The 21657-nt window shown below is 54.3% G+C and carries 16 protein-coding genes; 14 read left to right on the top strand and 2 right to left on the bottom strand.

Annotated features, from left to right (window positions below; all coding sequences use genetic code 11):
• Positions 1-46 precede the first annotated feature (46 nt).
• The 5 genes from Q399_RS0107695 (at position 47) to Q399_RS0107675 (ending at position 7811) form a co-directional block, all read left to right on the top strand.
• The gene (locus tag Q399_RS0107695; protein ID WP_031567403.1) at positions 47-751 is read left to right on the top strand and encodes an ABC transporter ATP-binding protein; all 705 of its coding nucleotides are present in this window, start codon (positions 47-49) and stop codon (positions 749-751) included.
• A 9-nt stretch (positions 752-760) separates the two neighbouring features.
• A complete protein-coding gene (locus Q399_RS0107690) occupies positions 761-2071 on the top strand; it encodes an ABC transporter permease (RefSeq protein WP_031567401.1) in 1311 nt (436 codons plus the stop codon).
• A gap of 10 nt (positions 2072-2081) precedes the next feature.
• A complete protein-coding gene (locus tag Q399_RS0107685) occupies positions 2082-3299 on the top strand; it encodes an ABC transporter permease (RefSeq protein WP_031567399.1) in 1218 nt (405 codons plus the stop codon).
• Between the two features lie 184 nt (positions 3300-3483).
• Positions 3484-4653, top strand: coding sequence for an efflux RND transporter periplasmic adaptor subunit (locus tag Q399_RS0107680; RefSeq protein WP_051685841.1), 1170 nt, complete (start codon positions 3484-3486; stop codon positions 4651-4653).
• On the top strand, positions 4650-7811 hold the full coding sequence (locus Q399_RS0107675) for an efflux RND transporter permease subunit (protein ID WP_031567395.1): 3162 nt from the start codon (positions 4650-4652) through the stop codon (positions 7809-7811). Before Q399_RS0107680 ends, Q399_RS0107675 begins: the two co-directional genes overlap by 4 nt.
• 34 nt (positions 7812-7845) lie before the next feature.
• Here the strand turns inward: Q399_RS0107675 and Q399_RS0107670 are convergent, their stop codons facing one another.
• Complete coding sequence (locus Q399_RS0107670) at positions 7846-8718, bottom strand: LysR family transcriptional regulator (RefSeq protein WP_031567393.1); 873 nt, start codon at positions 8716-8718, stop codon at positions 7846-7848.
• A 142-nt stretch (positions 8719-8860) separates the two neighbouring features.
• Here Q399_RS0107670 and Q399_RS0107665 point away from each other — a divergent pair, with 142 nt between their 5' ends.
• The 9 genes from Q399_RS0107665 to Q399_RS0107625 all read left to right on the top strand — a co-directional run bounded on the left by Q399_RS0107665 (position 8861) and on the right by Q399_RS0107625 (position 20871).
• Entirely contained in the window at positions 8861-9979 is a 1119-nt protein-coding gene (locus Q399_RS0107665) for an S-(hydroxymethyl)glutathione dehydrogenase/class III alcohol dehydrogenase (RefSeq protein ID WP_031567390.1), read from the top strand.
• Between the two features lie 51 nt (positions 9980-10030).
• Complete coding sequence (fghA, locus tag Q399_RS0107660) at positions 10031-10867, top strand: S-formylglutathione hydrolase (protein ID WP_031567387.1); 837 nt, start codon at positions 10031-10033, stop codon at positions 10865-10867.
• A gap of 159 nt (positions 10868-11026) precedes the next feature.
• Entirely contained in the window at positions 11027-11200 is a 174-nt protein-coding gene (locus Q399_RS22080) for a hypothetical protein (protein ID WP_157836254.1), read from the top strand.
• Between the two features lie 653 nt (positions 11201-11853).
• Positions 11854-12315 (top strand): helix-turn-helix domain-containing protein, encoded by a 462-nt coding sequence (locus Q399_RS0107650; protein ID WP_031567386.1) that lies wholly within the window; start codon positions 11854-11856, stop codon positions 12313-12315.
• Positions 12316-12800: 485 nt separating this feature from the next.
• Entirely contained in the window at positions 12801-15227 is a 2427-nt protein-coding gene (locus Q399_RS0107645; RefSeq protein WP_211253230.1) for a zinc-dependent metalloprotease, read from the top strand.
• A 167-nt stretch (positions 15228-15394) separates the two neighbouring features.
• Positions 15395-16099 (top strand): esterase/lipase family protein, encoded by a 705-nt coding sequence (locus Q399_RS0107640; RefSeq protein WP_245612852.1) that lies wholly within the window; start codon positions 15395-15397, stop codon positions 16097-16099.
• A gap of 140 nt (positions 16100-16239) precedes the next feature.
• Positions 16240-17760: an acetaldehyde dehydrogenase ExaC gene (gene exaC / locus Q399_RS0107635; RefSeq protein WP_031567379.1), complete on the top strand. Its 1521-nt coding sequence runs from the start codon at positions 16240-16242 to the stop codon at positions 17758-17760.
• Between the two features lie 115 nt (positions 17761-17875).
• On the top strand, positions 17876-19036 hold the full coding sequence (nosP, locus tag Q399_RS0107630; RefSeq protein ID WP_031567377.1) for a nitric oxide-sensing protein NosP: 1161 nt from the start codon (positions 17876-17878) through the stop codon (positions 19034-19036).
• Positions 19033-20871: an ATP-binding response regulator gene (locus tag Q399_RS0107625; RefSeq protein WP_051685840.1), complete on the top strand. Its 1839-nt coding sequence runs from the start codon at positions 19033-19035 to the stop codon at positions 20869-20871. The genes nosP and Q399_RS0107625 overlap by 4 nt, the downstream gene beginning before the upstream one ends.
• Before the next feature lie 11 nt (positions 20872-20882).
• On the opposite strand, the gene Q399_RS0107620 is transcribed toward Q399_RS0107625, so the two are convergent.
• Positions 20883-21536, bottom strand: coding sequence for a response regulator (locus Q399_RS0107620; protein WP_031567373.1), 654 nt, complete (start codon positions 21534-21536; stop codon positions 20883-20885).
• Positions 21537-21657 lie beyond the last annotated feature (121 nt).

The raw sequence follows: 21657 nt of genomic DNA, 5'->3' as shown, positions 1-21657 counted from the left end.
TAATCCAAACGAACACAGCAGCCGGGCCACGCCCACAGGAGAATTTATGCTCAGTATGAAAAACATCAGTAAATCATTTGCCACCGACAACGTGGTGACCCACGCGCTGCGCGACATCAATCTGGACCTTGCCGAAGGCGATTTTGTCAGCGTGACCGGCCCGTCCGGCTCCGGCAAAACCACTTTTTTAAACATCGCCGGCCTGCTGGAAAGCTCCACCTCCGGTGAATACTGGCTGGATGGTGAAGACATCAGCAAGCTGGACGACAAAGGCCGCTCGCGGATGCGCAACCAAAAAATTGGCTTTATCTTTCAGAGCTTTAACTTAATTCCGGATTTAAACCTGTTCGACAATGTCGACGTGCCGCTGCGTTATCGTGGTTTTAATGCCGCGGAGCGGAAAAAACGCATTGAATATCATCTGGACCAGGTTGGCCTCGCCTCCCGGATGAAACATCTGCCGTCGCAGCTGTCCGGCGGTCAGCAGCAACGGGTGGCGATTGCCCGCGCTTTGGCCACTTCACCGCGTTTTTTACTGGCCGACGAACCGACCGGTAACCTCGATTCCAGCATGGCGCAATCAGTGATGAGCCTGCTGGAGGACATCAACGCCAACGGCACTACGATATTGATGGTGACACACGATAACGGCTTAGCGGCGCGCGCTAAACGGCAGATTTTTATCAAAGACGGTCAGGCGCAGGAGCTGCGTCAGGGTCAGCACAATATTCACAATCTGGCCGCGGTCTGAGGAGGCTTTATGTTCAGCTATTATCTGAAGCTGGCCTGGCTCAGCTCAAAACGCACCTGGGGCATGAGCCTGTTGATGGTGCTGGCAATTGCGCTCGGCATTGGCGCGGCCATGACCACCATCACAGTGAATTACCTGATGTCGGCCAACCCTATTCCGCAAAAAAGTGACCAGTTGTTTTATGTCCAGCTCGATGCCTGGGACCCGAATGACCCGTATTTTGACAACGGCGACCCGCCGGACCAGCTGACTTACCGCGATGCCACTGCTTTATGGCAGGCGAAAAAGGCACCGCGCCAAAGTATCGCCACCGGCGTCGCCGGCGTGATTGAACCAGCCGACAAAGAAGCGCTGCCGTTTATGGCACAAGGCCGCGCCAACAGCGCCGACTTTTTCCCGATGTTTGATGTGCCGTTTTTATACGGCAGCGGCTGGGATGAACAGGCTGATTTAAATAAAGAATTTGTTGTGGTGATCACCGCAGAGATCAATGAACGTTTATTCGGTGGTAAAGACTCCACCGGGCAAACGCTGCGTCTGGCCGGCAAAGATTTCCGCATCGCAGGCGTGATTAAACGCTGGCAGCCACAACCGCGCTTTTATGACATCAGCACCGGTGCTTTTCAGGACAGTGAAGAGTTTTTTGTGCCATTCAGCCTGATGGCGGAACAAATTTTGGGCCAGTCCGGCAATAACAATTGCTGGAAACCGACTGAATCCGGCTTTAAAGCGTACCTCGATTCGGAATGTATCTGGACCCAGCTGTGGGTCGAGCTGCCGACCAAAGCCGACGTCGAGCAGTACCAGAGTTACATCGACGCTTATGCCGACGAACAACACAAATTCGGCCGCTTCGCCCGCACCCGCAACAACAAACTCAGCGACGTGATGACCTGGCTGGAACAACGCGAAGTGGTATCAGAAGATGCCAGCATGATGATGGCGATGGCACTGATGTTTTTAACCGTTTGCTTGCTCAATACCGTCGGGCTGCTGCTGGCCAAATTCCTCGGCAAAGCCAGTGAAATTGGCGTGCGTCAGGCCTTAGGCGCCAGCCGGCGCGATTTATTCCTGCAGCATCTGGTCGAATCTGGCTGTATTGGCCTGGCCGGTGGGCTGTTGGGTTTAGTGCTGGCCTGGCTCGGTTTAGAGGCAGTGAAGTCCATGTATGGCGACTGGATGGCCGAACTGGCGGTGCTGGATTTGAATATGGTGCTGCTGGCGATTTTGCTGGCGATTGGCTCCAGCATTCTGGCCGGCCTGTACCCGACCTGGCGCGCCTGTCAGGTGCAACCGTCACAACAACTTAAAGCGCAATAAGGAGCCCATCATGTTAGAACTCGGACCTATGCTGCGCGCCCTGATGCGCAACAAAATCGGCGCTTTATTAATTGCGCTGCAAATAGCCCTGACCTTAACCATTATGGTCAACGCCATCTTTATGATGCAGGAGCGCAACCGTCAGATGGCCAGAGCCAGCGGCGTGGATGAGCAAAACACTTTTTATTTAAGTAACACCGTGTTTGGTGAAAACTATCCGCTGCAAAGCGCGTTGGCGCGGGATCTGGACCAGATCCGCAAAACACCGGGCGTGGTGGCTGCGACGCAAATCAACGCCATTCCTTTAAGTGGCGGCGGCTGGTCGATGGGCTTACAAACCAAACCGGGCGATGATGTCGACGGCACCGGTACCGCGATTTATTTTGTCGATACCCAAGGGATTGCTGCACTCGGTGTTGAATTACTGGCCGGCGAAAACTTCAGCGAAAGCGACATCAGCTGGCGCGAACGCTCGAGCAATAAATGGCCGCCGAAAATCATCATCACGCAAACACTGGCTGAGAAGCTGTTTGAGGGCGACTGGAAAAAAGCGTTGGGCCAAACGGTATACATCAACAACCATGATCCGATGCAGGTGACCGGCATTGTCAAAAGCCTGCAATCACCCTGGAATGGCTGGGACAATACGGAGCATGCGTCATTGGTGCCAAGTCAGCTGGAAAACAAAGGTTCGCGGCTGTTTATCCGTACCGAGCCGGGCCGGCGTGATGCACTGATGCCACAGATTGAGAAAATGCTGGCCGACAGCGATAAACAGCGCATTATCCGCAATGTCAAAACCATGACCGAAACCAGGGAAGAAAGTTACCGCGAACATCAGGCCACCAACAATATCCTGCTGACCGTGATTATCGTGCTAACGCTCGTCACCGGTTTTGGCATCGTAGGCCTTGCCATGTTCAGCATCAATCGCCGCACCCGCCAAATTGGCACGCGCCGCGCGCTCGGCGCCAGTCAGTGGCAAATTATGCGGTTTTTTATGCTGGAAAACCTTTTGATCAGCAGCCTTGGCGTGGTGCTGGGCATCGGTGGCGCTATTGGCCTGAATATCTGGCTGGTCAGCACTTTTGCTATGACACCGCTAACACCGGGCCTGCTGCTCGTCGGCTGCGCCGCCTTGTTACTGGTCGGTCAACTGGCAGTGAGTTATCCGGCGTTGATCGCGGCCCGCATCTCCCCGGCTACCGCAACCCGCGGCCGGGCTTGAAGATCCGCAGAGACAGCGTCTTGTGTGGCTGTCTCTGCTTTTGTGTCTGCGCTTATTGAACTACGCCGCTTGCCCTGCGCTTTGAAGCATTTTGTAACAATTAGCACAAAGCGCCAACTGAACCACTTCGTATCTGCTTCATTACTATACTGGTCATCTCTTTGTCAGCAGACAGCAGGACCTTATGCAGCAGAAGAAAAATCGTCAGTGGTTATGGGTGAGTCTCATCCTTGTCCTTTCAATCGCCGGCACTATCGGCTTATCGATGGCACGCAAAGCGCCGGAGAAAAAAACCGAACCCCGTTTACCCCCGCTGGTCAGTTTGCAACCCCTGGTTTTTCAGGACATCACTTATCAGGTCGCTTCACAGGGCACGGTGCAGGCTAAAACCGAAACCACGCTGGTCAGTGAGGTCAATGGCAAAATTACTGCTATTGCCGACGCCTTTGTCGCCGGTGGATTTTTTCAGGCCGGTGACGTCCTAGTCCGCATCGATCCCGCCGATTACCAGACCGCAGTAAAAGCGGCAGAAGCGGCACTGGCAACCGCCAAAGCCGCGCTGGAAGAGGAACGCGCCCGCGCCAAAGTGGCTGAGCGCGACTGGCTGAACTTTACCAGTGGTAAGGCACCGGCACTGGGCCTGCGAAAACCTCAATTAGCCAGCGCTTTGGCCAAAGTGAACAGTGCCGAAGCGGATTTGGAAAGAGCCCGTCGCGATTTAAGCCGCACTGAGATCCGTGCCCCCTACAGCGGCATGGTGAAAAGCCGGACAGCCAATTTAGGCCAGTTTGTCAGTCGGGGCAGTCAGCTTGGAGTATTGCTCGACACAGCGATCGCTGAAGTACGTTTACCACTGACGTTGGCTGATTTAAAGGATTTGGGCGTGACCGCGCAAAGCAATTTACAGCTCGAAGTGTCACTACAGGATGATTCGGCACAGCAGTGGCCAGCCATACTGGTGCGCACTGAAGGTGTGCTGGACAGTCAAAGCCGGGTGATCCATGCCGTTGCCGAATTAAATGATCCATACCGCCGCGCTCAAACCGGCGCTCCGCTACGTTTTGGTCAGTTTGTGCAGGCAAACATCACTGGCCGCACCGCCAGCGCGGTGATGCAGTTACCGCGGCATCTGCTGAAACCCGGCCATCAGGTGCTGGTCGCAGATAAAGCGCTCAAACTGCAACTCCGTACAGTCCGGCTGGACCGGGCCGATCAGGCTTTTGCGTACATCGCCGGTGGTACAGAAACGGGTGACCAGCTGGTGGTGTCGCCGCTGGCGAATCCTATTCCCGGCATGCAAGTCAGAACCGAAGCGACTGACGCAGCGAAGGCACAAGGAGCAACCCAACCATGAGTGACAACAGCGGCGCTATTGGCTGGTTCGCCCGCAACCATGTCGCGGCCAATTTATTGATGATGTTATTGGTACTGGCGGGTCTGGCTTCAGCTTTTACCATCAAACAGCAGGTGTTTCCGGAAATTAAACTGGAACAGGTGACTATCCGGGTGCCTTATCTCGGCGCCGCACCACAAGAAGTCGAATCCGGTGTCATTGATAAAATTGAAGAAAGTCTGCGTCAGGTTAACGGGATTAAAAAACTCACCTCCACCGCTTCAGAAGGCTTGGCCACCGTCATTGCAGAAGTGGACAGCGGCTATGACATTCAGGAAGTGATGGATGAGATAAAAACCCAGGTCGGCTCTATTTCTTCCCTGCCCGAGCTGACCGAAAAGCCTGTCGTCTACCGCACCCGTTTTACCAGCAACGTGATGTGGTTATCGCTGCATGGTGATGTCGCAGAAGCAACCTTAAAAGAGCTGGCAAAAGATATCCGCGACGAGCTGAAATTACGCCCCGGCATCAACAAAGTTGAAGTGGTCGGCGCCCGTCCTTATGAAATTTCAATTGATGTACCAGAGCAACGTCTGCGTGAATATGGCCTGACGTTTGAGCAGGTGGTTGCTGCAGTGCGCGCCAGTTCAGTGGATTTACCCGGCGGTGCGGTCAAAGCAGAAAACGGCAATATGTTGCTGCGGGCGAAAGGCCAGGCTTATGTGTTCGCAGATTTCTCGCGCATTGTGTTACTGAAAAAACCGGATGGCAGTAAAGTCATGCTCAGTGACGTCGCGGACATCCGCGATGATTTTACCGAAACTGAGCGCTTCAGCACTTTTGATGGCCGCTCGTCGGTGTCATTAAGGGTCGACGCTATCGGTGAAGATAACACGCTGAAAATCGCCGCGTCGGTCAAGGAATACGTTGCAGAACGCAAGCAAAGCTTACCGGACACTGTCAGCCTCGACTATTGGGGCGACGCCAGCCACTACCTGCAGGGCCGGCTGGACCTGATGACTGATAACATGATTGCCGGCGCGCTACTGGTGCTGATTTCACTAACGATTTTCCTCGAGTTCCGTATCGCCTTTTGGGTCATGATGGGTATTCCGATTTGTTTCCTCGGCGCCCTCGCCCTGCTGCCGCTGCCCTGGTTTGATGTTTCGATCAATATGATCAGTTTGTTCGGTTTTATTCTGGTGCTCGGTATAGTCGTCGACGATGCGATTATCATCGGTGAAAGCGCCTACAGCGAGATGGAAAAACACGGCAAATCTGAACAAGCTGTGATCCGCGGCGCGCTGAAAGTGGCAACTCCGGCGACTTTCGGGGTACTGACCACGGTCGCAGCCTTTGCACCGATGCTGATGGTCGGCGGCGCTCAGTCGGCGATTTGGGGTTCTATAGCATGGGTCGTCGTGTTGTGCTTATTGTTATCTATTGTTGAGTCGAAATTTATCCTGCCGGCACATCTGGTGCGAATGAATACCAAGCCGTGGGACCGGCAAAAAACCGGCCTGTACGCTCTGGGCCGTTTTGGCAGTGATCAGCTGCGTAAAATCCGCGAAGCGACCAGCCGCAGTCTGCAAAACTTTATTGACCTGCGTTACCGCCCCTGGCTGTTGGCTTGTCTGGATAATCGTTACATCACGATGGCTGCATTCAGCGCTGCCCTGTTCCTGACTTTTGGCCTGATCAGCGGCGGTTTTGTCCGTTGGGTGTTTTTCCCGAACTTACCCAGCGACTTTATTCAGGCCAACCTGCAGATGGAAGAAGGCGCCTCCGGCCCGGCTACAGCCGCTGCTTTAAAACAAATTGAAGCCGCTTTGCAACGCGCCAATGCCGAACTCGGCCGTGAATACAATCAGGATGTAGTCCGTCACCGGCTGGCCTTTCTCAATAGCGACACCAATGCGCAACTGGTGGTTGAGCTGGAAAAAAGCGAAGGCCGTGAAATCGATGGCTTTGAAATTGCCAATCGCTGGCGTGAACAGGTGCCGGAAATTCCGGGTGTAAAAAGCTTTAAAATCAATGCCGCTTCAATGGGTGGCGGCGGTCAGGGCGGTGATTTGTCGCTACAAATTCAGGGTTCAGATCTGACATCCCTGCAAGCAGCAACCCAGCAACTGAAACAGGCGCTGGCGCAGTATGACGGTGTATTTGATATCGACGACAACCTGTTTGGCGGCAATGATGAAATCGTGCTGGCGCTGAAGCCTGAAGCGGATTTGCTGGGCATCAGCCTGACTGACTTAGCCCGCCAGGTGCGCTACGGCTTCTATGGCGCTGAAGTGCAGCGACTGCAACGCGACGGTGAAGAAGTCAAAGTGATGGTGCGGTATCCACGTTCGGAGCGCTCATCATTGGGGGCTTTGGAATCGATGCGAATTCGCACAGCCGCAGGCGGAGAAGTGCCTTTTGGCCAAATCGCCAGTTACACGTTGCAGCCGTCTTATAGCGCTATCACCCGTGTCGATGGAGTCAGGGCTGTGACGGTCAGTGCCAGCGTGGATAAAAACCGGGTAGAACCAGGCAAGATCATTAAAGAACTGCAGGAAGGCTTGCTGAAAACACTGCCGGACCAATATCCGGGGCTGCAAACCAGCCTGGGCGGCGCCAGTCTGGAAGAGTCTGATGCCATTCGCGATTTAATGCTGGCCGCCTTGCTGGCGCTGTTCTGTATCTATGCGCTGATGGCAGTGCCGTTAAAATCCTATTCCCAACCGCTGCTGATTATGAGCGTGATCCCGTTTGGCCTGGTCGGCGCTATGGTCGGTCATGTGGTGCTGGGCCTCGACATGAGCATAATGTCGGTGTTTGGTTTGATTGCGCTGGCTGGGGTGGTCGTCAATGACAGCCTGATCATGGTCGACTTTGTCAACGAAGCCCGTCAGCGCGGTGCTGCGCTGCGGGACGCAGTGATTGACGCCGGCACGCAACGCTTCCGCGCTATCATCCTGACCTCGCTGACCACTTTCTTAGGTCTGGCACCGATTATTCTGGAACGCAGTCTGCAAGCAAAAGTGGTAGTGCCGATGGCGGTGTCGCTGGCTTTTGGCATTCTGTTCGCCACTGTGATCACTTTATTTTTGATCCCGGTGCTGTACCTGGTGCTGGAAGACTTTAAGCTGAAAAAGACCAATGCAGACACTGCAATTGCCGGAAGCGCCGTATGATGCGGCGCTGTCAGCTTGACGGCCGGTTCAGTTGTTACTGCGAGAGCATTTGCTGCAAAAAATCCAGTAACAACCGCACTTTTTGCGGCAAATGCTGATTGAGCGGATACAAAGCCCAGATGCCGTCATCTTTCGGTTGCAGCTCTGGCAAAAGCTCCACAAGCGTGCCCTGTTGCAGATGCGGCAGCAGGTAATAATCCGGCAATTGTGTGATGCCAAGGCTTTTGAGTGCCGCATCAGTCAGCGCCACGCCGCTGTTGCATTTGATATAAGGCGTGGGCCTGATTTGCAGTTTTTGCCCTTGTTGTTCAAAACGCCAGTACTCGACTGAACCGACTAAGCAGCGATGGTTAGCCAAATCGCTGAGCTGCGCTGGGATGCCTTGTTCGGCCAGATAGGCCGGACTTGCCGCCAGAAAAGCGCGGCGGCTGCCAAGTTTTCGCGCCTGCAAAGTGGAGTCACTGAGTTGCCCGAGCCGGATGGCGCAGTCAAAACCACCTTTGACTAAATCGAGCTGGGCATTGGTTAAATCCAGCTCCAGCTGCAAGCGTGGGTATTTTTGCAAGAAATCATGCAACAGCGGCGCAATCACCGTTTCACCGTAAAACACCGGCGCGGTCAGTTTAATCAGACCAGACGGCTGCCCCTGTAAATCCAGCAGCTGCTGATTGGCCTGCGCCAGGCCATGCAACAGCGGCCGGCATTGCTGCAGATACAAAGTGCCGGGCTCAGTTAAGTGCACCTGCCGCGTGGTGCGCTGCAATAACAACACCTGCAGGCGCTGCTCTAATTCGCGCACATTGCGGCTGACCTGCGCCACCGACATACCAAGCTGGCGCGCCGCCGCCGAAAAACTGCCCAGTTCCGCCACCGCGACAAACTCGGACACGCCCTGCCATTCTTTCATTTATGCAAAACTCATTTTCATTTTTGCCTGATTATCTTCGATTAAGAAAAAATTACAATGAGACATCTTGTTGTCTCTGCAGGTGGTGATCACAGCCAGGCTGTGCTTTGCTTCTGTCACCACAGCTCAAAGGAATTAAACCATGCAAATGCTCAAAACCCGCGCCGCCGTCGCCTGGGGCCCTAACCAGCCGTTATCTATTGAAGAAGTGGATTTAATGCCACCGCAACAAGGCGAAGTACTGGTGCGGATTATCGCTACCGGCGTTTGCCACACCGATGCCTATACACTGTCGGGCGCTGATTCGGAAGGCAAATTCCCTTGCATTTTGGGCCATGAAGGCGGCGGTATTGTTGAAGCGGTTGGCCCTGGCGTGACCAGCGTTGCAGTCGGCGACCATGTGATTCCGCTCTACACGCCGGAATGCGGCAAGTGCAAATTCTGTTTGTCCGGCAAAACCAATTTATGTCAGGCCATTCGCGCCACGCAGGGCCAAGGCCTGATGCCAGACGGCACCACGCGATTCTCCAAAAACGGCCAGCCGATTTTCCACTACATGGGCACTTCTACTTTCGCTGAGCACACAGTGCTGCCGGAAATTTCACTCGCCAAAATCAACAAAGTCGCGCCGCTGGAAAAAGTCTGTTTGCTTGGTTGTGGCGTCACCACCGGCATGGGCGCGGTGATGAATACCGCCAAAGTGAAGGAAGGCGACACCGTAGCGATTTTTGGTTTGGGCGGTATCGGTCTGTCGGCGGTGATTGGCGCTGTGATGGCCAAAGCCAGCCGCATCATCGCCATTGATATCAACGAATCCAAGTTTGATATCGCGCTGAAATTAGGCGCGACTGATGTGGTCAACCCGAAAAACTTCGACAAACCGATTCAGGACGTCATCGTTGAGATGACCGACGGCGGCGTCGATTTCTCCTTTGAATGTATAGGTAACGTTAACGTGATGCGCTCGGCCTTAGAGTGCTGCCACAAAGGCTGGGGCGAGTCGGTGATTATCGGCGTGGCGCCAAGCGGCGCGGAAATTTCCACCCGGCCATTCCAGCTGGTGACAGGCCGGGTCTGGCGCGGTACTGCTTTTGGCGGCGTCAAAGGCCGCAGTGAACTGCCAGACTATGTCGAACGTTATTTAAATGGCGAGTTTGAGCTGGATACTTTTATCACGCATACCATGCCGCTGGAGCGCATCAACGAAGCCTTTGATTTGATGCATGAAGGCAAGTCAATCCGCACCGTCATTCACTTTTAATTTTTTGACCCGGCACCTATAAGGTGCCGGGTGTTTGACAAGGATTTGAGTATGTCATTAACCCAACTGGCCGAATCCCGTCTGTTTGGCGGCCGCCAGCTGAAATTTGAACACTTCGCCAATACGCTGAGCTGTAAAATGCAGTTGTCGGTGTATTTGCCGCCGCAGGCCGAAACACAAAAAGTGCCGGCGCTGTATTGGTTGTCTGGCCTCACTTGCACCGACGAGAACTTTTCAGTCAAGGCCGGCGCCCAGCGCATCGCAGCCGAACTTGGTATTGCATTGATTATCCCGGACACCAGCCCGCGTGGTGAACTGGTGGCCAACGACCCTGCTTATGATTTAGGCCAGGGTGCTGGTTTTTATGTCAACGCCACTGAAGCGCCCTGGACTGCGCATTACCGGATGTACGATTACATCAGCCGCGAACTGCCGGCGATTTTACCGGTAGCGCTGCCGTTGACCCAGGTGAAATCGATCAGTGGACATTCGATGGGTGGCCACGGTGCTTTAGTGCTGGCCCTGCGCCAGCCAGCGGCTTACCGTTCGGTCTCTGCCTTTTCGCCGATTTGTCAGCCAAGCCAGTGTGACTGGGGCCGCAAAGCTTTCACTGCTTATCTTGGTGAAAATATTGCTGACTGGCTGGAGTACGACGCCAGCGCTTTGTTAGCCAAAGCGACTATGGTGCCGCCAATGCTGGTGGACCAAGGCGATAAAGACCAGTTTTATCCGGTCCAGCTGCGCACTGAAGCCTTAATTGACGCAGCCGCCAGCAGTGGCGCTAAAGTCGATATCCGCTTTCAGCACGGTTACGACCATTCGTATTATTTCATCAGCAGCTTTATCGAAGAACATCTGCGTTTTCATGCACGCTATTTGTTTGAATAAGTAGCTTTAGTACCTGTTAAGCCTCGCTGGCCGCCTGCCCTGCAAAGTCGGTCGCCAGCTTTTCCCCACGCCGGCCATGCCGGCGTTTTTTTTCTGCGCCGCCGGCAAAATCCGCTATAGCTTAATAAGCCCTTTTGTTTATTCATCGGAGATTTCGTGATGCCACAGCCAGATCAAGTCACCTCGCCGTTTTATGTCGATTCACAAACCAACTTTCAGCAAGACGATCTGCTGCTACAGCCCGATTATTTTCATGGCGAACTCAATGCCGGCGAAGATAGTAGCGAGTGGCAGGAGTTTGCGTTGTTGCAGTTGCCTGTTCATGGGGACTAAGCGTTTAATTTGAGTTGTAACGGCACGGACGCTTACAACGCAGACACGCCGTGAATACGTTCCCTGTAGGCTCCTCTGCGGCATCCCTGCCGCAGAGGGTCTGCTTTTGTAATCATCCGACCGTTTTGAGAAACCAATTGAATCGTCACTTTGTGCCAAAAGCGGACATTGGAAAATGTACGCCACGTGGAGGCAAGTACGCTTCGCTGACCGTACCTACCTTTCGAGTGTAATCGTAGGGATCGGCAAGCAAAGCGTCGCCGTACGACCGCCGTCAATACATCACCTTGCAAATGTCGGCTAACAACTCATAGCAGTCTTCTTCAATCCCCAACAAAGCCAGCACCGGCAGCCGCAGAAGGAGCGATCAAAAGTGAGCGCGGGAGGCGTGAACGAGCGAACGCAGTGGTGGCGGTGTTGGCTTTGCCGCGATATAGGGGCTCTTTGTCCATAACCAATAACGCCAACAGCAACAGCCTTATGGCGCACACTCAAAACTGAACAATGAAACCGAAACAGCCTGCAATAAGGCCCATGTCGGGTAACTGTCGGGTACTTGTCTGCCGGATGTCAGGTGAATGCCGGGTATGCGTCGTCACCGTCAGGTATGCTAAAACGCTAAGGTGCTGCTGCACTGTCTGCAAGGTGATGCCATGATTTTGAAGCAATTACGTTTGAGCCGTTTGTTGTCGCAAGAACAATTGGCGCAGATGTCCGGGTTAAATGTCCGGACTATTCAGCGCATTGAAAGCGGCCATAAACCCAGCACTGAGACATTAAAATGCCTGGCAGCGGTGCTTGAAGTTGATGTGATGACCTTAACTCAGGAGCACTTTGTCATGGATAAAAAATCCACCGATTGGCAACAGTTACCGACCGGCCTGAAATGGCTGTTCGCGCTGAATTTTTTCAGCTTCAGGCCCAGCCGCAAAGCGGCCTTTCGGGTCGAAATGATTTCGCACGGTTTTGGTTTTGTGTTTTGTTTACTGGGCTTATTGAATGAACCGGCATTAGCTGGCGGACTGTTATTGCTTGCAAACGCTTATCTGTTTCGCCTGCACTTATGGCTGGGTGATAAATACAGCGTCTGGTACGACGCGGATAACCTGGGCTAAGTTTTCTCGATGGGCTGGAGTGTAGCAGTTGCAGCCCCTTGAAAAATATATACTAATTTTTGTACGGCGGCGCTCACGCTTGCACGTACCTACCGCCGCGATTTGAGTGTAGGTACGGTCAGCGAAGCGCGCTGGGCGTGACACGCCGTTCATAACATATTTGATTGTCAGCAATTCGCTCGAAGCTGACGCCCCCAAACCCCAACAAAGCCAGCGCCGGCAGCCGCGGAGTGAGCGAACAAAAGTGAGCGCGGGAGGCGCGAACGGGCGAACATGGTGGTGGCGGTGTTGGCTTTGCCGCGACGCACGAAGAGGCTTTTGTCCGCGGACCGCTGTCATTCTCAAACTCCACTGACCGCCAGCTACCTGCCATCCACCGAAGCCTGTTATTTAGCGGTTGTTTTTGCTGCAACTGACCTTGTATGTTAATTGCACTCAATAGCGCAGTGATTAACTGCGCCGCCCTGCAAGCACAAGGATGCCTGATGAAGTCTGTTTTATGTTCCCGCCTGTTGTGGCTGTTGCCAGCACTGGCGCCGATGCTGGTGATCGCCAATACGGCTGCAACCACTCCTCAACCCGCAGCACAAACCCAAGCACAGACACCAGCCGTCAGTAAAAAATCGGCGATTGCTGCTTTTACCAAAGGCATGTTACATCAGAGCGGTTATTTTGATTTTTATTACGACGCCAAGACCGACAAAGTTTATCTGCAGGTCGACAAATTAGCGCAGCCGTTTATTTTCCAGAGTTCGTTGCCGCGCGGCGTCGGTTCCAATGACATTGGTCTGGACCGTGGCCAGCTCGGTGACACCCGGCTGGTGCAGTTTGAACAATTTGGCAATAAGGTGATGCTGAAGCAGCTCAACACTTATTACCGCGCCAACTCAAGCAATCCGGCTGAACGCCAGAGTATCGATGAAGCTTTTGCCAGTTCAGTGCTGGCCGGTTTGCCGGTGGTGGCCAGCGACGGCGGCAAGCTGCTGGTCGATTACACCGCATTTTTGCAAAGCGATATGCATCAAATAAGCGCCAAACTGGAAGCACAGCAACAAGGCAATTTCAGCCCGGATGCCAGCCGCAGCGGTGTTTATTTAAATCGCAGTAAAGCCTTCCCGCGCAATACTGAACTGGAAGCTATGGTGACTTACAGCGGCAGTAAAGCCGGTGAATTTGTCAAACAAGTCACACCGGCGCCTGAGGCTATTACTGTGCATCTGCACCATTCGCTGGTGGCGCTGCCAGATGACGGTTATCAACCACGCGCCTTTCATCCTTATTCCGGCTACTGGAAAGTCGAGTATATGGACTACGCCACCGCCTTTGACCAGCCTATAGTGCAGCGCTTATTGCCGCGCCACCGCTTACAGAAAAAGGACCCCGCAGCTGCAATCAGCGAAGCGGTTGAACCTATTGTTTATTACCTCGACCCCGGCGTGCCGGAGCCGGTGCGCACTGCGCTGAAACAAGGCGCCGGTTGGTGGGACCAGGCTTATCAAAAGCTTGGTTATAAAGATGCATTTCAGGTCAAAGACTTACCCTCAGATGCCGACCCAATGGATGTGCGTTACAACGTGATCCAGTGGGTACACCGCGCCACCCGCGGCTGGTCTTACGGTTATGGCGTGACCGACCCGCGCACCGGTGAAATTATCAAAGGCCATGTGACTTTGGGTTCGCTCAGAGTCCGGCAGGATTTCCTGATCGCAACCGGCCTCACGGCGCCTTATCAGCAAAACGGCAGCACCGAAGCGGCCAAAACTATGGCGCTGGCCCGTATTCGCCAGCTGGCGGCGCATGAAGTGGGTCATACGCTCGGGCTTATCCATAACTTTGCCGGTAGCGCCAATGGCCGCGCGACGGTGATGGATTATCCACATCCGCAGGTCGACCTGCGAAAAGGCAAGCTGGCGCTGGATCAGGCCTACCGTGAAGGCCTCGGCGAATGGGATTTGTATGCCATCGCTTATGGCTATGGTGACCACAGCGACAGCGCACGCGCAGCGCTGGTGCAGCAAGCTAAACAACAGGGTTTGCAATACATGGCTGATGAAGATGCGCGGCCGGAAGGCGGCGTCAGCGCTATCGGCCATTTATGGGACAGCGGCGCTGATCCGGTGGCGGAACTAACCCGCCTTTCACAAGTGCGGGCGACAGCCCTCAAACAATTTGGCCTTGATAACATCGCCAGCAACCGGCCTTTGTCGGCGCTGCATGAGGCCTTAGTGCCGATTTATGCATTGCACCGGTATCAGGTCGAAGCCGTTAGTAAACTCATTGGCGGCGCGCATTATGAATATGAATTAAAAGGCGATTACGACCAACCGAAAGGTTTTCAGTGGGTAGATATCAAGCAACAACAAGCGGCGTTAGCAGCATTACTCGACACGCTGACGCCGGAATTTCTGGCGCTACCCAAAGAACTGCTGGCGCTCATTCCACCCAAAGCCTATGGCGATGCCGATGGGCGCGAGAGTTTTCAGGGCCGCAATGGCCTCGCCTTTGACCCGCTGTCCGCCGCCGAAGCCTCAGCTAATCATACGCTGAGTCTGCTGTTACATCCGCAGCGGCTGAATCGCTTAAGCAGTCAGCAGCAACTCGATGAGTTGCTTGGTACTGTGCTTGATCAGACTATTCTGGCCGCCAGCGTTGATGATGCCAAAGGTCTCATTCGCCAGCGCGTCAGTCATGTCGCTTTTTATCAGCTGATGCAGAGCCTGACCCACCAAGACTTAGCGCCTGAAGCGCGGGCCACTTTGCTGGCGGAGCTGACCGGCCTTGGCAAGCAACTGCAAAAACGCGATGACGGCACGGCGTTATTGCTCGCTGGCCAGTGGCAGCACTATCTGCAGCATGGCGTCTGGCAACCGCTGTTTGTCCCAAAACAATTGCCACCTGGTGCACCGATTTAACTGTCAGCAAGGAACAATCCAAAAAACAGGGCGGCTTCAACCGCCCTGTTTGTTTTACGCAGCCTGCCAATAACTTTGGCCCGATCCAGCACCAAAGTGTTATGTCGATTTTTTGTACAGCCTCCTATGGTAGATGTCTCTCCCCTGCAACTAAGTGAGCACCTGCTATGTGTTTATACCAACGTTTAATGTCCCGTGTTTGCACCGTCGTACTCCTGCTTGGCGGAGTAGCAGCCCAGTCCGCCTGCCTGGATAATGTTGTTTTGGTGCATGGCAATACCGCCACGCCCGCCAGCTGGAACAACACTTACAATCTGCTGCTGAGTAAAGGCTACAGTGCCGCCCAGATTTTCCGGCCGGCCTGGGGCAGCACCAGCTGCGCGGCATGTAACGACCATAGCGGCAGCGAAGAAACGCCGGTTCGCAGTGCCATCCAAAATGCACTGGCCAGCTCCTGTACCGGTAAAATCGACGTGATAGGCCATTCGATGGGCGCGACACTGGCGGCGCAGCAAATCAACAAACTGGCAGTGGCGAGCCAGGTCGACGCCTTTGTTGGCGTTGCCGGTGCATTTCGCGGTCTGCTCAGCTGTGGGGTGTATCCGTTTAACGTGCTGACCTCCACTTGCGGCAGTGCCGGTCTGTCCGTCGGCAACCCATTCTTGGACAGCCTCTATGGTGTGCGGTTTGGCGCCCGGGTCTATTCGATCAAAAGCAATATAGATCAGGTGGTATGCAGCACCGGTTCTTGCCTGATTTATGGCGTACATAGCAGCAGTATCTGGAGCCAGGACGCCACTTATACCTATGCACTGGGCCATTTTGGTCTGCAAACCGACACCGCTCCCAAGCAATATGAGCTGATCCGCTGACCGGCAAAATTACGACTTTAGTACTGGTTTTTCTGTCCGTCCGGCGAATGGTCGTCGCCGTACGGCAGGCATAACATCGGTGGTGACAAGGCAGATGGCATGCACCTTCTGACCATAACCACAAATCCACGGGGTAGATGATGATTTATGCAAATCCAGGGCAAGACGGCGCCCTTGTAACCGTCAAAGCGCAATATGGTAATTTCATTGGTGGCAAATGGCTGGCGCCGGTGAAAGGACAGTATTTTGATAACATTTCGCCAGTCACTGGCCTGCCGTTTTGCCAAATCCCGCGGTCTACTGCCGAAGATATCGAACTGGCGCTGGATGCCGCACACGCCGCCAAAGCCAGCTGGGGCTCGACTTCTGTCACTTTCCGTTCGAACTTACTGCTGAAAATCGCCGACCGGCTGGAACAACATCTGGAACAAATCGCCGTCGCCGAGACCTGGGACAACGGTAAAGCGGTGCGCGAAACCTTAAATGCCGACGTGCCGCTCGCAGTGGACCATTTCCGTTATTTTGCCGGCGCTATCCGCGCGCAGGAAGGCAGTATCGGTGAAATTGACCAGCATACTGTGGCTTATCATTTCCATGAACCACTTGGTGTGGTTGGTCAGATTATTCCGTGGAACTTCCCGCTGTTGATGGCAGCCTGGAAACTGGCACCGGCGCTGGCTGCCGGTAACTGCGTCGTGTTAAAACCGGCCGAACAAACGCCGTGGTCTATCTTAAAATTCATTGAAATTATTGAAGATTTACTACCAGCCGGCGTGCTGAACGTCGTCAACGGCTATGGCCGCGAAGCCGGTGAAGCGCTGGCGACCAGCAAACGCATTGCCAAAATTGCCTTTACCGGCTCGACACCAACAGGTTCACATATCCTCAAATGCGCCGCCGAAAATATCATTCCGTCGACGGTCGAACTGGGCGGTAAATCACCGAATATCTTCTTTGCCGATGTGATGAATTTTGAAGACAGTTATTTAAGCAAATGTATTGAAGGCGTGGTGTTGGCGTTTTTTAACCAGGGCGAAGTCTGTACTTGTCCGTCCCGCTTGTTAGTGGAAGAAAGCATCTACGATGCCTTTATCGCCAAAGTGATTGAACGCACCAAAGCGATTAAACGCGGCAATCCGCTGGATACTGAAGTGATGGTTGGCGCCCAGGCATCAGCGCAGCAGTTCGATAAAATCATGAGCTACTTAACTATTGGCCGCGAAGAAGGCGCGCAGGTGCTCATTGGCGGTGATAAAGAAGCGCTCGGCGATGGCCTGAATGGTGGCTTTTATGTGCAGCCGACGCTGCTCAAAGGCCACAACAAAATGCGGGTGTTCCAGGAAGAGATCTTTGGCCCTGTGGTCGCAGTCACCACTTTTAAAACTGAAGCCGAAGCGCTGGCTATCGCCAATGACTCTGAGTTTGGTTTAGGTGCCGGCGTCTGGACCCGCGACATGAACCGCGCTTACCGAATGGGCCGCGGTATTGAAGCCGGCCGCGTCTGGACCAACTGCTATCACCATTATCCGGCGCATGCTGCTTTTGGTGGTTACAAAAAATCCGGTGTCGGCCGCGAAACGCACAAAATGATGCTCAATCACTATCAGCAAACCAAAAACCTGCTGGTCAGTTATGACGTCAATCCGCTGGGCTTTTTCTAAGCCCGGTTTTTGACACCTGTCACGGCGCCGGACTTTGGTCCGGCTTGCCTGTGGCAAGAAATTCGCCCTACAATCCGGTACATGCCTGACATCCAGGCCAGCTTTAGGCGAAATTATGTCTGCCTGTTCCGATCCTATTGTTGCCGCCATGTCTGCTGCGCCCGATGCCAGTCAGGCGGTGGCTGAACTCGCCGCCCAACTGCTGCCGGCTAAACCCGGTTTTGTGCTGTTTTTTTGCTCTGCCGAATATGACCGGCCTGCACTGGAGCAAGCCTTTGCCCGACATTTTGCCGGCGTCACACTCGCTGGCTGCACCACGGCCGGTGAAATCACGCCACGCGGCTATGACCAGGGTACTCTCTGTGCTTTGGCATTCAGTGCCAGCCATTTTCAGGTGGCGCTGGCCTGTATCGAAGATTTGGCCACTTTTGATTTATTGCAGGCACAACAGCTGGTCGATGCCCTATTGCAACACAGGCTGCAACATACAATACAGGATCCGCAAAAAGCCCGGCCTTTTGTGCTGACATTGCTTGATGGCTTATCCGCGCAGGAAGAAATGGTGTTGCTGGCACTCGAAACGGCACTGGGTAATATCGCCCATTTTGGCGGTTCGGCCGGTGACGACAACTTACTCAGCGCCACTCATATTTTCGCCAATGGCCGGTTTTTCCAAGGCGCAGCCGCCGTCATTATGCTGCACACCACGCTGCCGTTTGAGGTGTTCAGCACCCACCATGTCAGTGCGCTCACCGACAAGCTGGTGGTCACTGCAGCGACTACCGATATGCGCACCGTGCAGGAACTGAATGCGGAACCTGCCGCCCTCGCCTATGCGGCGGCCATTGGCTGTGCGGCAGCAGATCTTAACGCCACTGTCTTTGCCATGCATCCGCTGGCGGTGAAAATCGGCAAAGATTATTACGTGCGTTCTATTCAGCGGGTCAATCCGGACGGTAGCCTGACCTTTTATTGCGCGGTCGGGCTTGGCGCTGTGCTGACCACGATGCAGCCGCAACCAATTTTACCGGACTTACAACAGCGTTTTGCCGACATTGAACAGCGCATCGGCGAACCATTAATCACCATCGGCTGCGACTGTGTGCTGCGCCGGTTGGAAAGCACCGAGCGTGAGACGCTAACGCAGGCATCAGAATTTTTCCGCGCCCATCGCGTGTTTGGCTTTAACACCTATGGCGAGCATTTTCAGGGCGTGCACCTGAATCAGACCTTCACCGGCGTGGTGATCGCTAAGCCTGTGGATAGAGCGCCATGACAAACACGCCCTCTTTGCAACAAGCCGGGAATGACGCCGGGCAAGAATCGGTTATTAAACAACAGCTGTTAGCACTGCAAGCAGAAAACCAAAAGCTGCGCAAAATCAATCAGGCGCTGATTGAGCGCGTCGAGGCCGGCCAAAACGCCGTACACACCGGGCCTTATGCTGCCTTTCAGCACGCTGCCGTATTGGCCGAACAAGTGCGGGAACGTACCGCCGAACTGTCGCACGCTTATGACGAGCTACGCCGCTCGGTGCGTTATTCCGAAACGCTGGCGCAAAGCGAGCGCTGGATCCGCACTATCACCGACCATGTGCCGGCGATGATTGCTTATCTGTCGGCGGCCGGCATTTATCTGTTTACCAACCGTGGATACGACGACTTTTATGGCGTGCCAAACGGCAGTTTATTAAACCAGACGTTGGATGCCGCGCATGGCCCAGAAGGCGCAGCCAGGCTTGCGCCTTATGTGTTGCAGGTATTAAGCGGCGAGCAAGTCGTGTTTGAAATTGACGAGCAAAATGCTGGCGGCGAGTGGCGGCATTTGCTGAAAACCTACGTGCCGCATCGCGACGAACAACAACAAATCAGCGGCTTTTTTGTGTTAAACCGCGACATTACCGAGCGTAAACGCACCTCAGAAGCCTTACGCCAGGCCAATTTACATCTGGAACAACGCGTCGCTGAACGCACTAGTGCGCTGACGGCGCTAAACCAGCAACTACGCGCCGCCACTGCCACCGCCGAACAGGCCAATCAGTCAAAAAGTCAGTTACTGGCGGCAGTCAGTCACGATGTGTTGCAGCCACTGAACGCCGCACGGCTGTTTAACGGCGCTTTACTGGAGCAGCAGCTCGACCACAACCAGGAACAGCTGGCGCTGTCGGCTGGGCGGGCGCTGGATGATGTCGGTGATTTACTCCGGACCCTGGTTGATTTATCCAAACTGGACGCCGGTCAGCTGCTACCGGACTGCAGCAGCGTGGCACTTGGGCCTTTGTTAGCAGCGCTGGCCAGTGAGTTTGCTGCTCTCGCGGCAAGCAAAGGCCTGCGTTTTCGCTTCATTGCCACCAGTGCCACAGCGCAGACAGATCCGGCCTGGCTGACGCGAATTTTACGTAACCTGCTGACCAATGCCCTGCGTTATACCCCGCCCGGTGGCGCTGTGTTGCTGGGCTGCAGGCGACGAGGCGACCACGTGGAAATTCAGGTGCTCGACAGCGGCGTTGGTATTGCAGATGAACATCTTGAGCTGATTTTTCAGGAATTTCAGCGCCTGCCGCAAAGCCGCGCCACTGAAGCCGGCTTGGGCCTGGGCCTCGCTATTGTCGAGCGCTTATGCCGGTTATTGGCGCATCCGCTACGGGTGCAGTCGGTGCCTGACCGCGGTTCCGTCTTTGCGTTGCAGTTGCCTGTCACTGCACCAGAGCCTGTGTTACCGCAGCTGATGATACCGGCCTTGGATAAAGCAAACGCCAGCATTTGGGTTATCGACAACGATGCAACCATTTGTCAGGCGATGGATACTTTATTAACCAGCTGGGGTTATCAGGTACAAAGCGGTGCCGACGCCGCTGCTTTTAGTGCTCAGGCAAAACCTGATTTGCTGATTGTTGATTATCAGCTGGCGGATGGACTGCTTGGCACCACAGTGGCACAACAATTAAAAAGTCAGGCTGGTTTTGCTGATTTGCCGGTGCTGATGATCACCGCCAACAGCCAGCAGCAGCTCGCAATTGAATTGAAACAACAGGGTTATCAGCTGTTGTATAAACCGGTGCGGCCGCTGCAGTTAAAAAGCATGCTGCGCCATTTGCTGTTGGGTGTTTAGCTGAGCTGCAACTACAGATACAAACTGAAATCGAGATCTCTTGCCAGCAAAATAGCCTGCACCCGGCTTGGCACGCCGAGTTTGGCCAGCACAGCGGAAACATGGGCTTTGACTGTGGTCTCAGCGATACAAAGTGCGTCGGCGATTTGTTTGTTCGACTCGCCGCTGACCATTCGCTGCAATACTTTGATTTGTTTTTTGGTGAGGCCGCGTAATAACGCCTGTTCAGCTTTGTGTTCGATCGGGCTGTTGCCGGGCGCGACACTTTGGCGGAAGGTATCCGCCGGCAGATAAATGTCGCCATTGAGCAGCTGCTTCAGCGCACTGACCAGTTGCTGCCGGCCAGCGGATTTGGAAATAAAGCCGGCCGCGCCAAACGCCATCGCCTGCAACACCGTTTGTTTGTCATCATCAGCCGACAACATCGCAACAGCGATCTGCGGGAATTGCTGACGCAGCTGTACTAAACCGTTGAGTCCGGCCATACCCGGCATATTTAAATCGAGCAGAACAAATTCCAGCGCCGGATAAGACGCAGCGAGTTCAAGCACTTGCGCCAGCGAGCCGGCTTCCAGCACCGTCAGTGCAGTGAAATGCTGGTTCAGCACGTCTTTCAGCGCATCACGATACAGCGGGTGATCATCAGCTATACAGATATATTGCATCGGCGTCAGCTTTGGACAGAAGTCAGCAACAAACAAGGGTGATTGCAGAGTAAAGACTGGCGCGGCTTTGTGCAAGCAGCCGGTCTGTGCCGGCTGCTGCCTTGGGTTGGAATGCTAAGCT

Origin of the sequence: Rheinheimera texasensis DSM 17496 (genome assembly GCF_000711985.1) — a bacterium.
Classification (GTDB): domain Bacteria; phylum Pseudomonadota; class Gammaproteobacteria; order Enterobacterales; family Alteromonadaceae; genus Pararheinheimera; species Pararheinheimera texasensis.
The sequence above is the reverse complement of the archived record's forward strand: the minus strand, read 5'-3'. Positions and strand labels throughout refer to the sequence as shown.

Coding starts and splice junctions, on each gene's coding strand:
- Q399_RS0107645 (WP_211253230.1), top strand. CDS start 12,801: ATGAAGTCTGTTTTATGTTCCCGCCTGTTGTGGCTGTTGCCAGCACTG.
- Q399_RS22080 (WP_157836254.1), top strand. CDS start 11,027: ATGCCACAGCCAGATCAAGTCACCTCGCCGTTTTATGTCGATTCACAA.
- Q399_RS0107625 (WP_051685840.1), top strand. CDS start 19,033: ATGACAAACACGCCCTCTTTGCAACAAGCCGGGAATGACGCCGGGCAA.
- Q399_RS0107685 (WP_031567399.1), top strand. CDS start 2,082: ATGTTAGAACTCGGACCTATGCTGCGCGCCCTGATGCGCAACAAAATC.
- Q399_RS0107665 (WP_031567390.1), top strand. CDS start 8,861: ATGCAAATGCTCAAAACCCGCGCCGCCGTCGCCTGGGGCCCTAACCAG.
- nosP (WP_031567377.1), top strand. CDS start 17,876: ATGTCTGCCTGTTCCGATCCTATTGTTGCCGCCATGTCTGCTGCGCCC.
- Q399_RS0107640 (WP_245612852.1), top strand. CDS start 15,395: ATGTGTTTATACCAACGTTTAATGTCCCGTGTTTGCACCGTCGTACTC.
- Q399_RS0107650 (WP_031567386.1), top strand. CDS start 11,854: ATGATTTTGAAGCAATTACGTTTGAGCCGTTTGTTGTCGCAAGAACAA.
- Q399_RS0107670 (WP_031567393.1), bottom strand. CDS start 8,718: ATGAAAGAATGGCAGGGCGTGTCCGAGTTTGTCGCGGTGGCGGAACTG.
- Q399_RS0107680 (WP_051685841.1), top strand. CDS start 3,484: ATGCAGCAGAAGAAAAATCGTCAGTGGTTATGGGTGAGTCTCATCCTT.
- fghA (WP_031567387.1), top strand. CDS start 10,031: ATGTCATTAACCCAACTGGCCGAATCCCGTCTGTTTGGCGGCCGCCAG.
- Q399_RS0107620 (WP_031567373.1), bottom strand. CDS start 21,536: ATGCAATATATCTGTATAGCTGATGATCACCCGCTGTATCGTGATGCG.
- Q399_RS0107695 (WP_031567403.1), top strand. CDS start 47: ATGCTCAGTATGAAAAACATCAGTAAATCATTTGCCACCGACAACGTG.
- Q399_RS0107690 (WP_031567401.1), top strand. CDS start 761: ATGTTCAGCTATTATCTGAAGCTGGCCTGGCTCAGCTCAAAACGCACC.
- Q399_RS0107675 (WP_031567395.1), top strand. CDS start 4,650: ATGAGTGACAACAGCGGCGCTATTGGCTGGTTCGCCCGCAACCATGTC.
- exaC (WP_031567379.1), top strand. CDS start 16,240: ATGATTTATGCAAATCCAGGGCAAGACGGCGCCCTTGTAACCGTCAAA.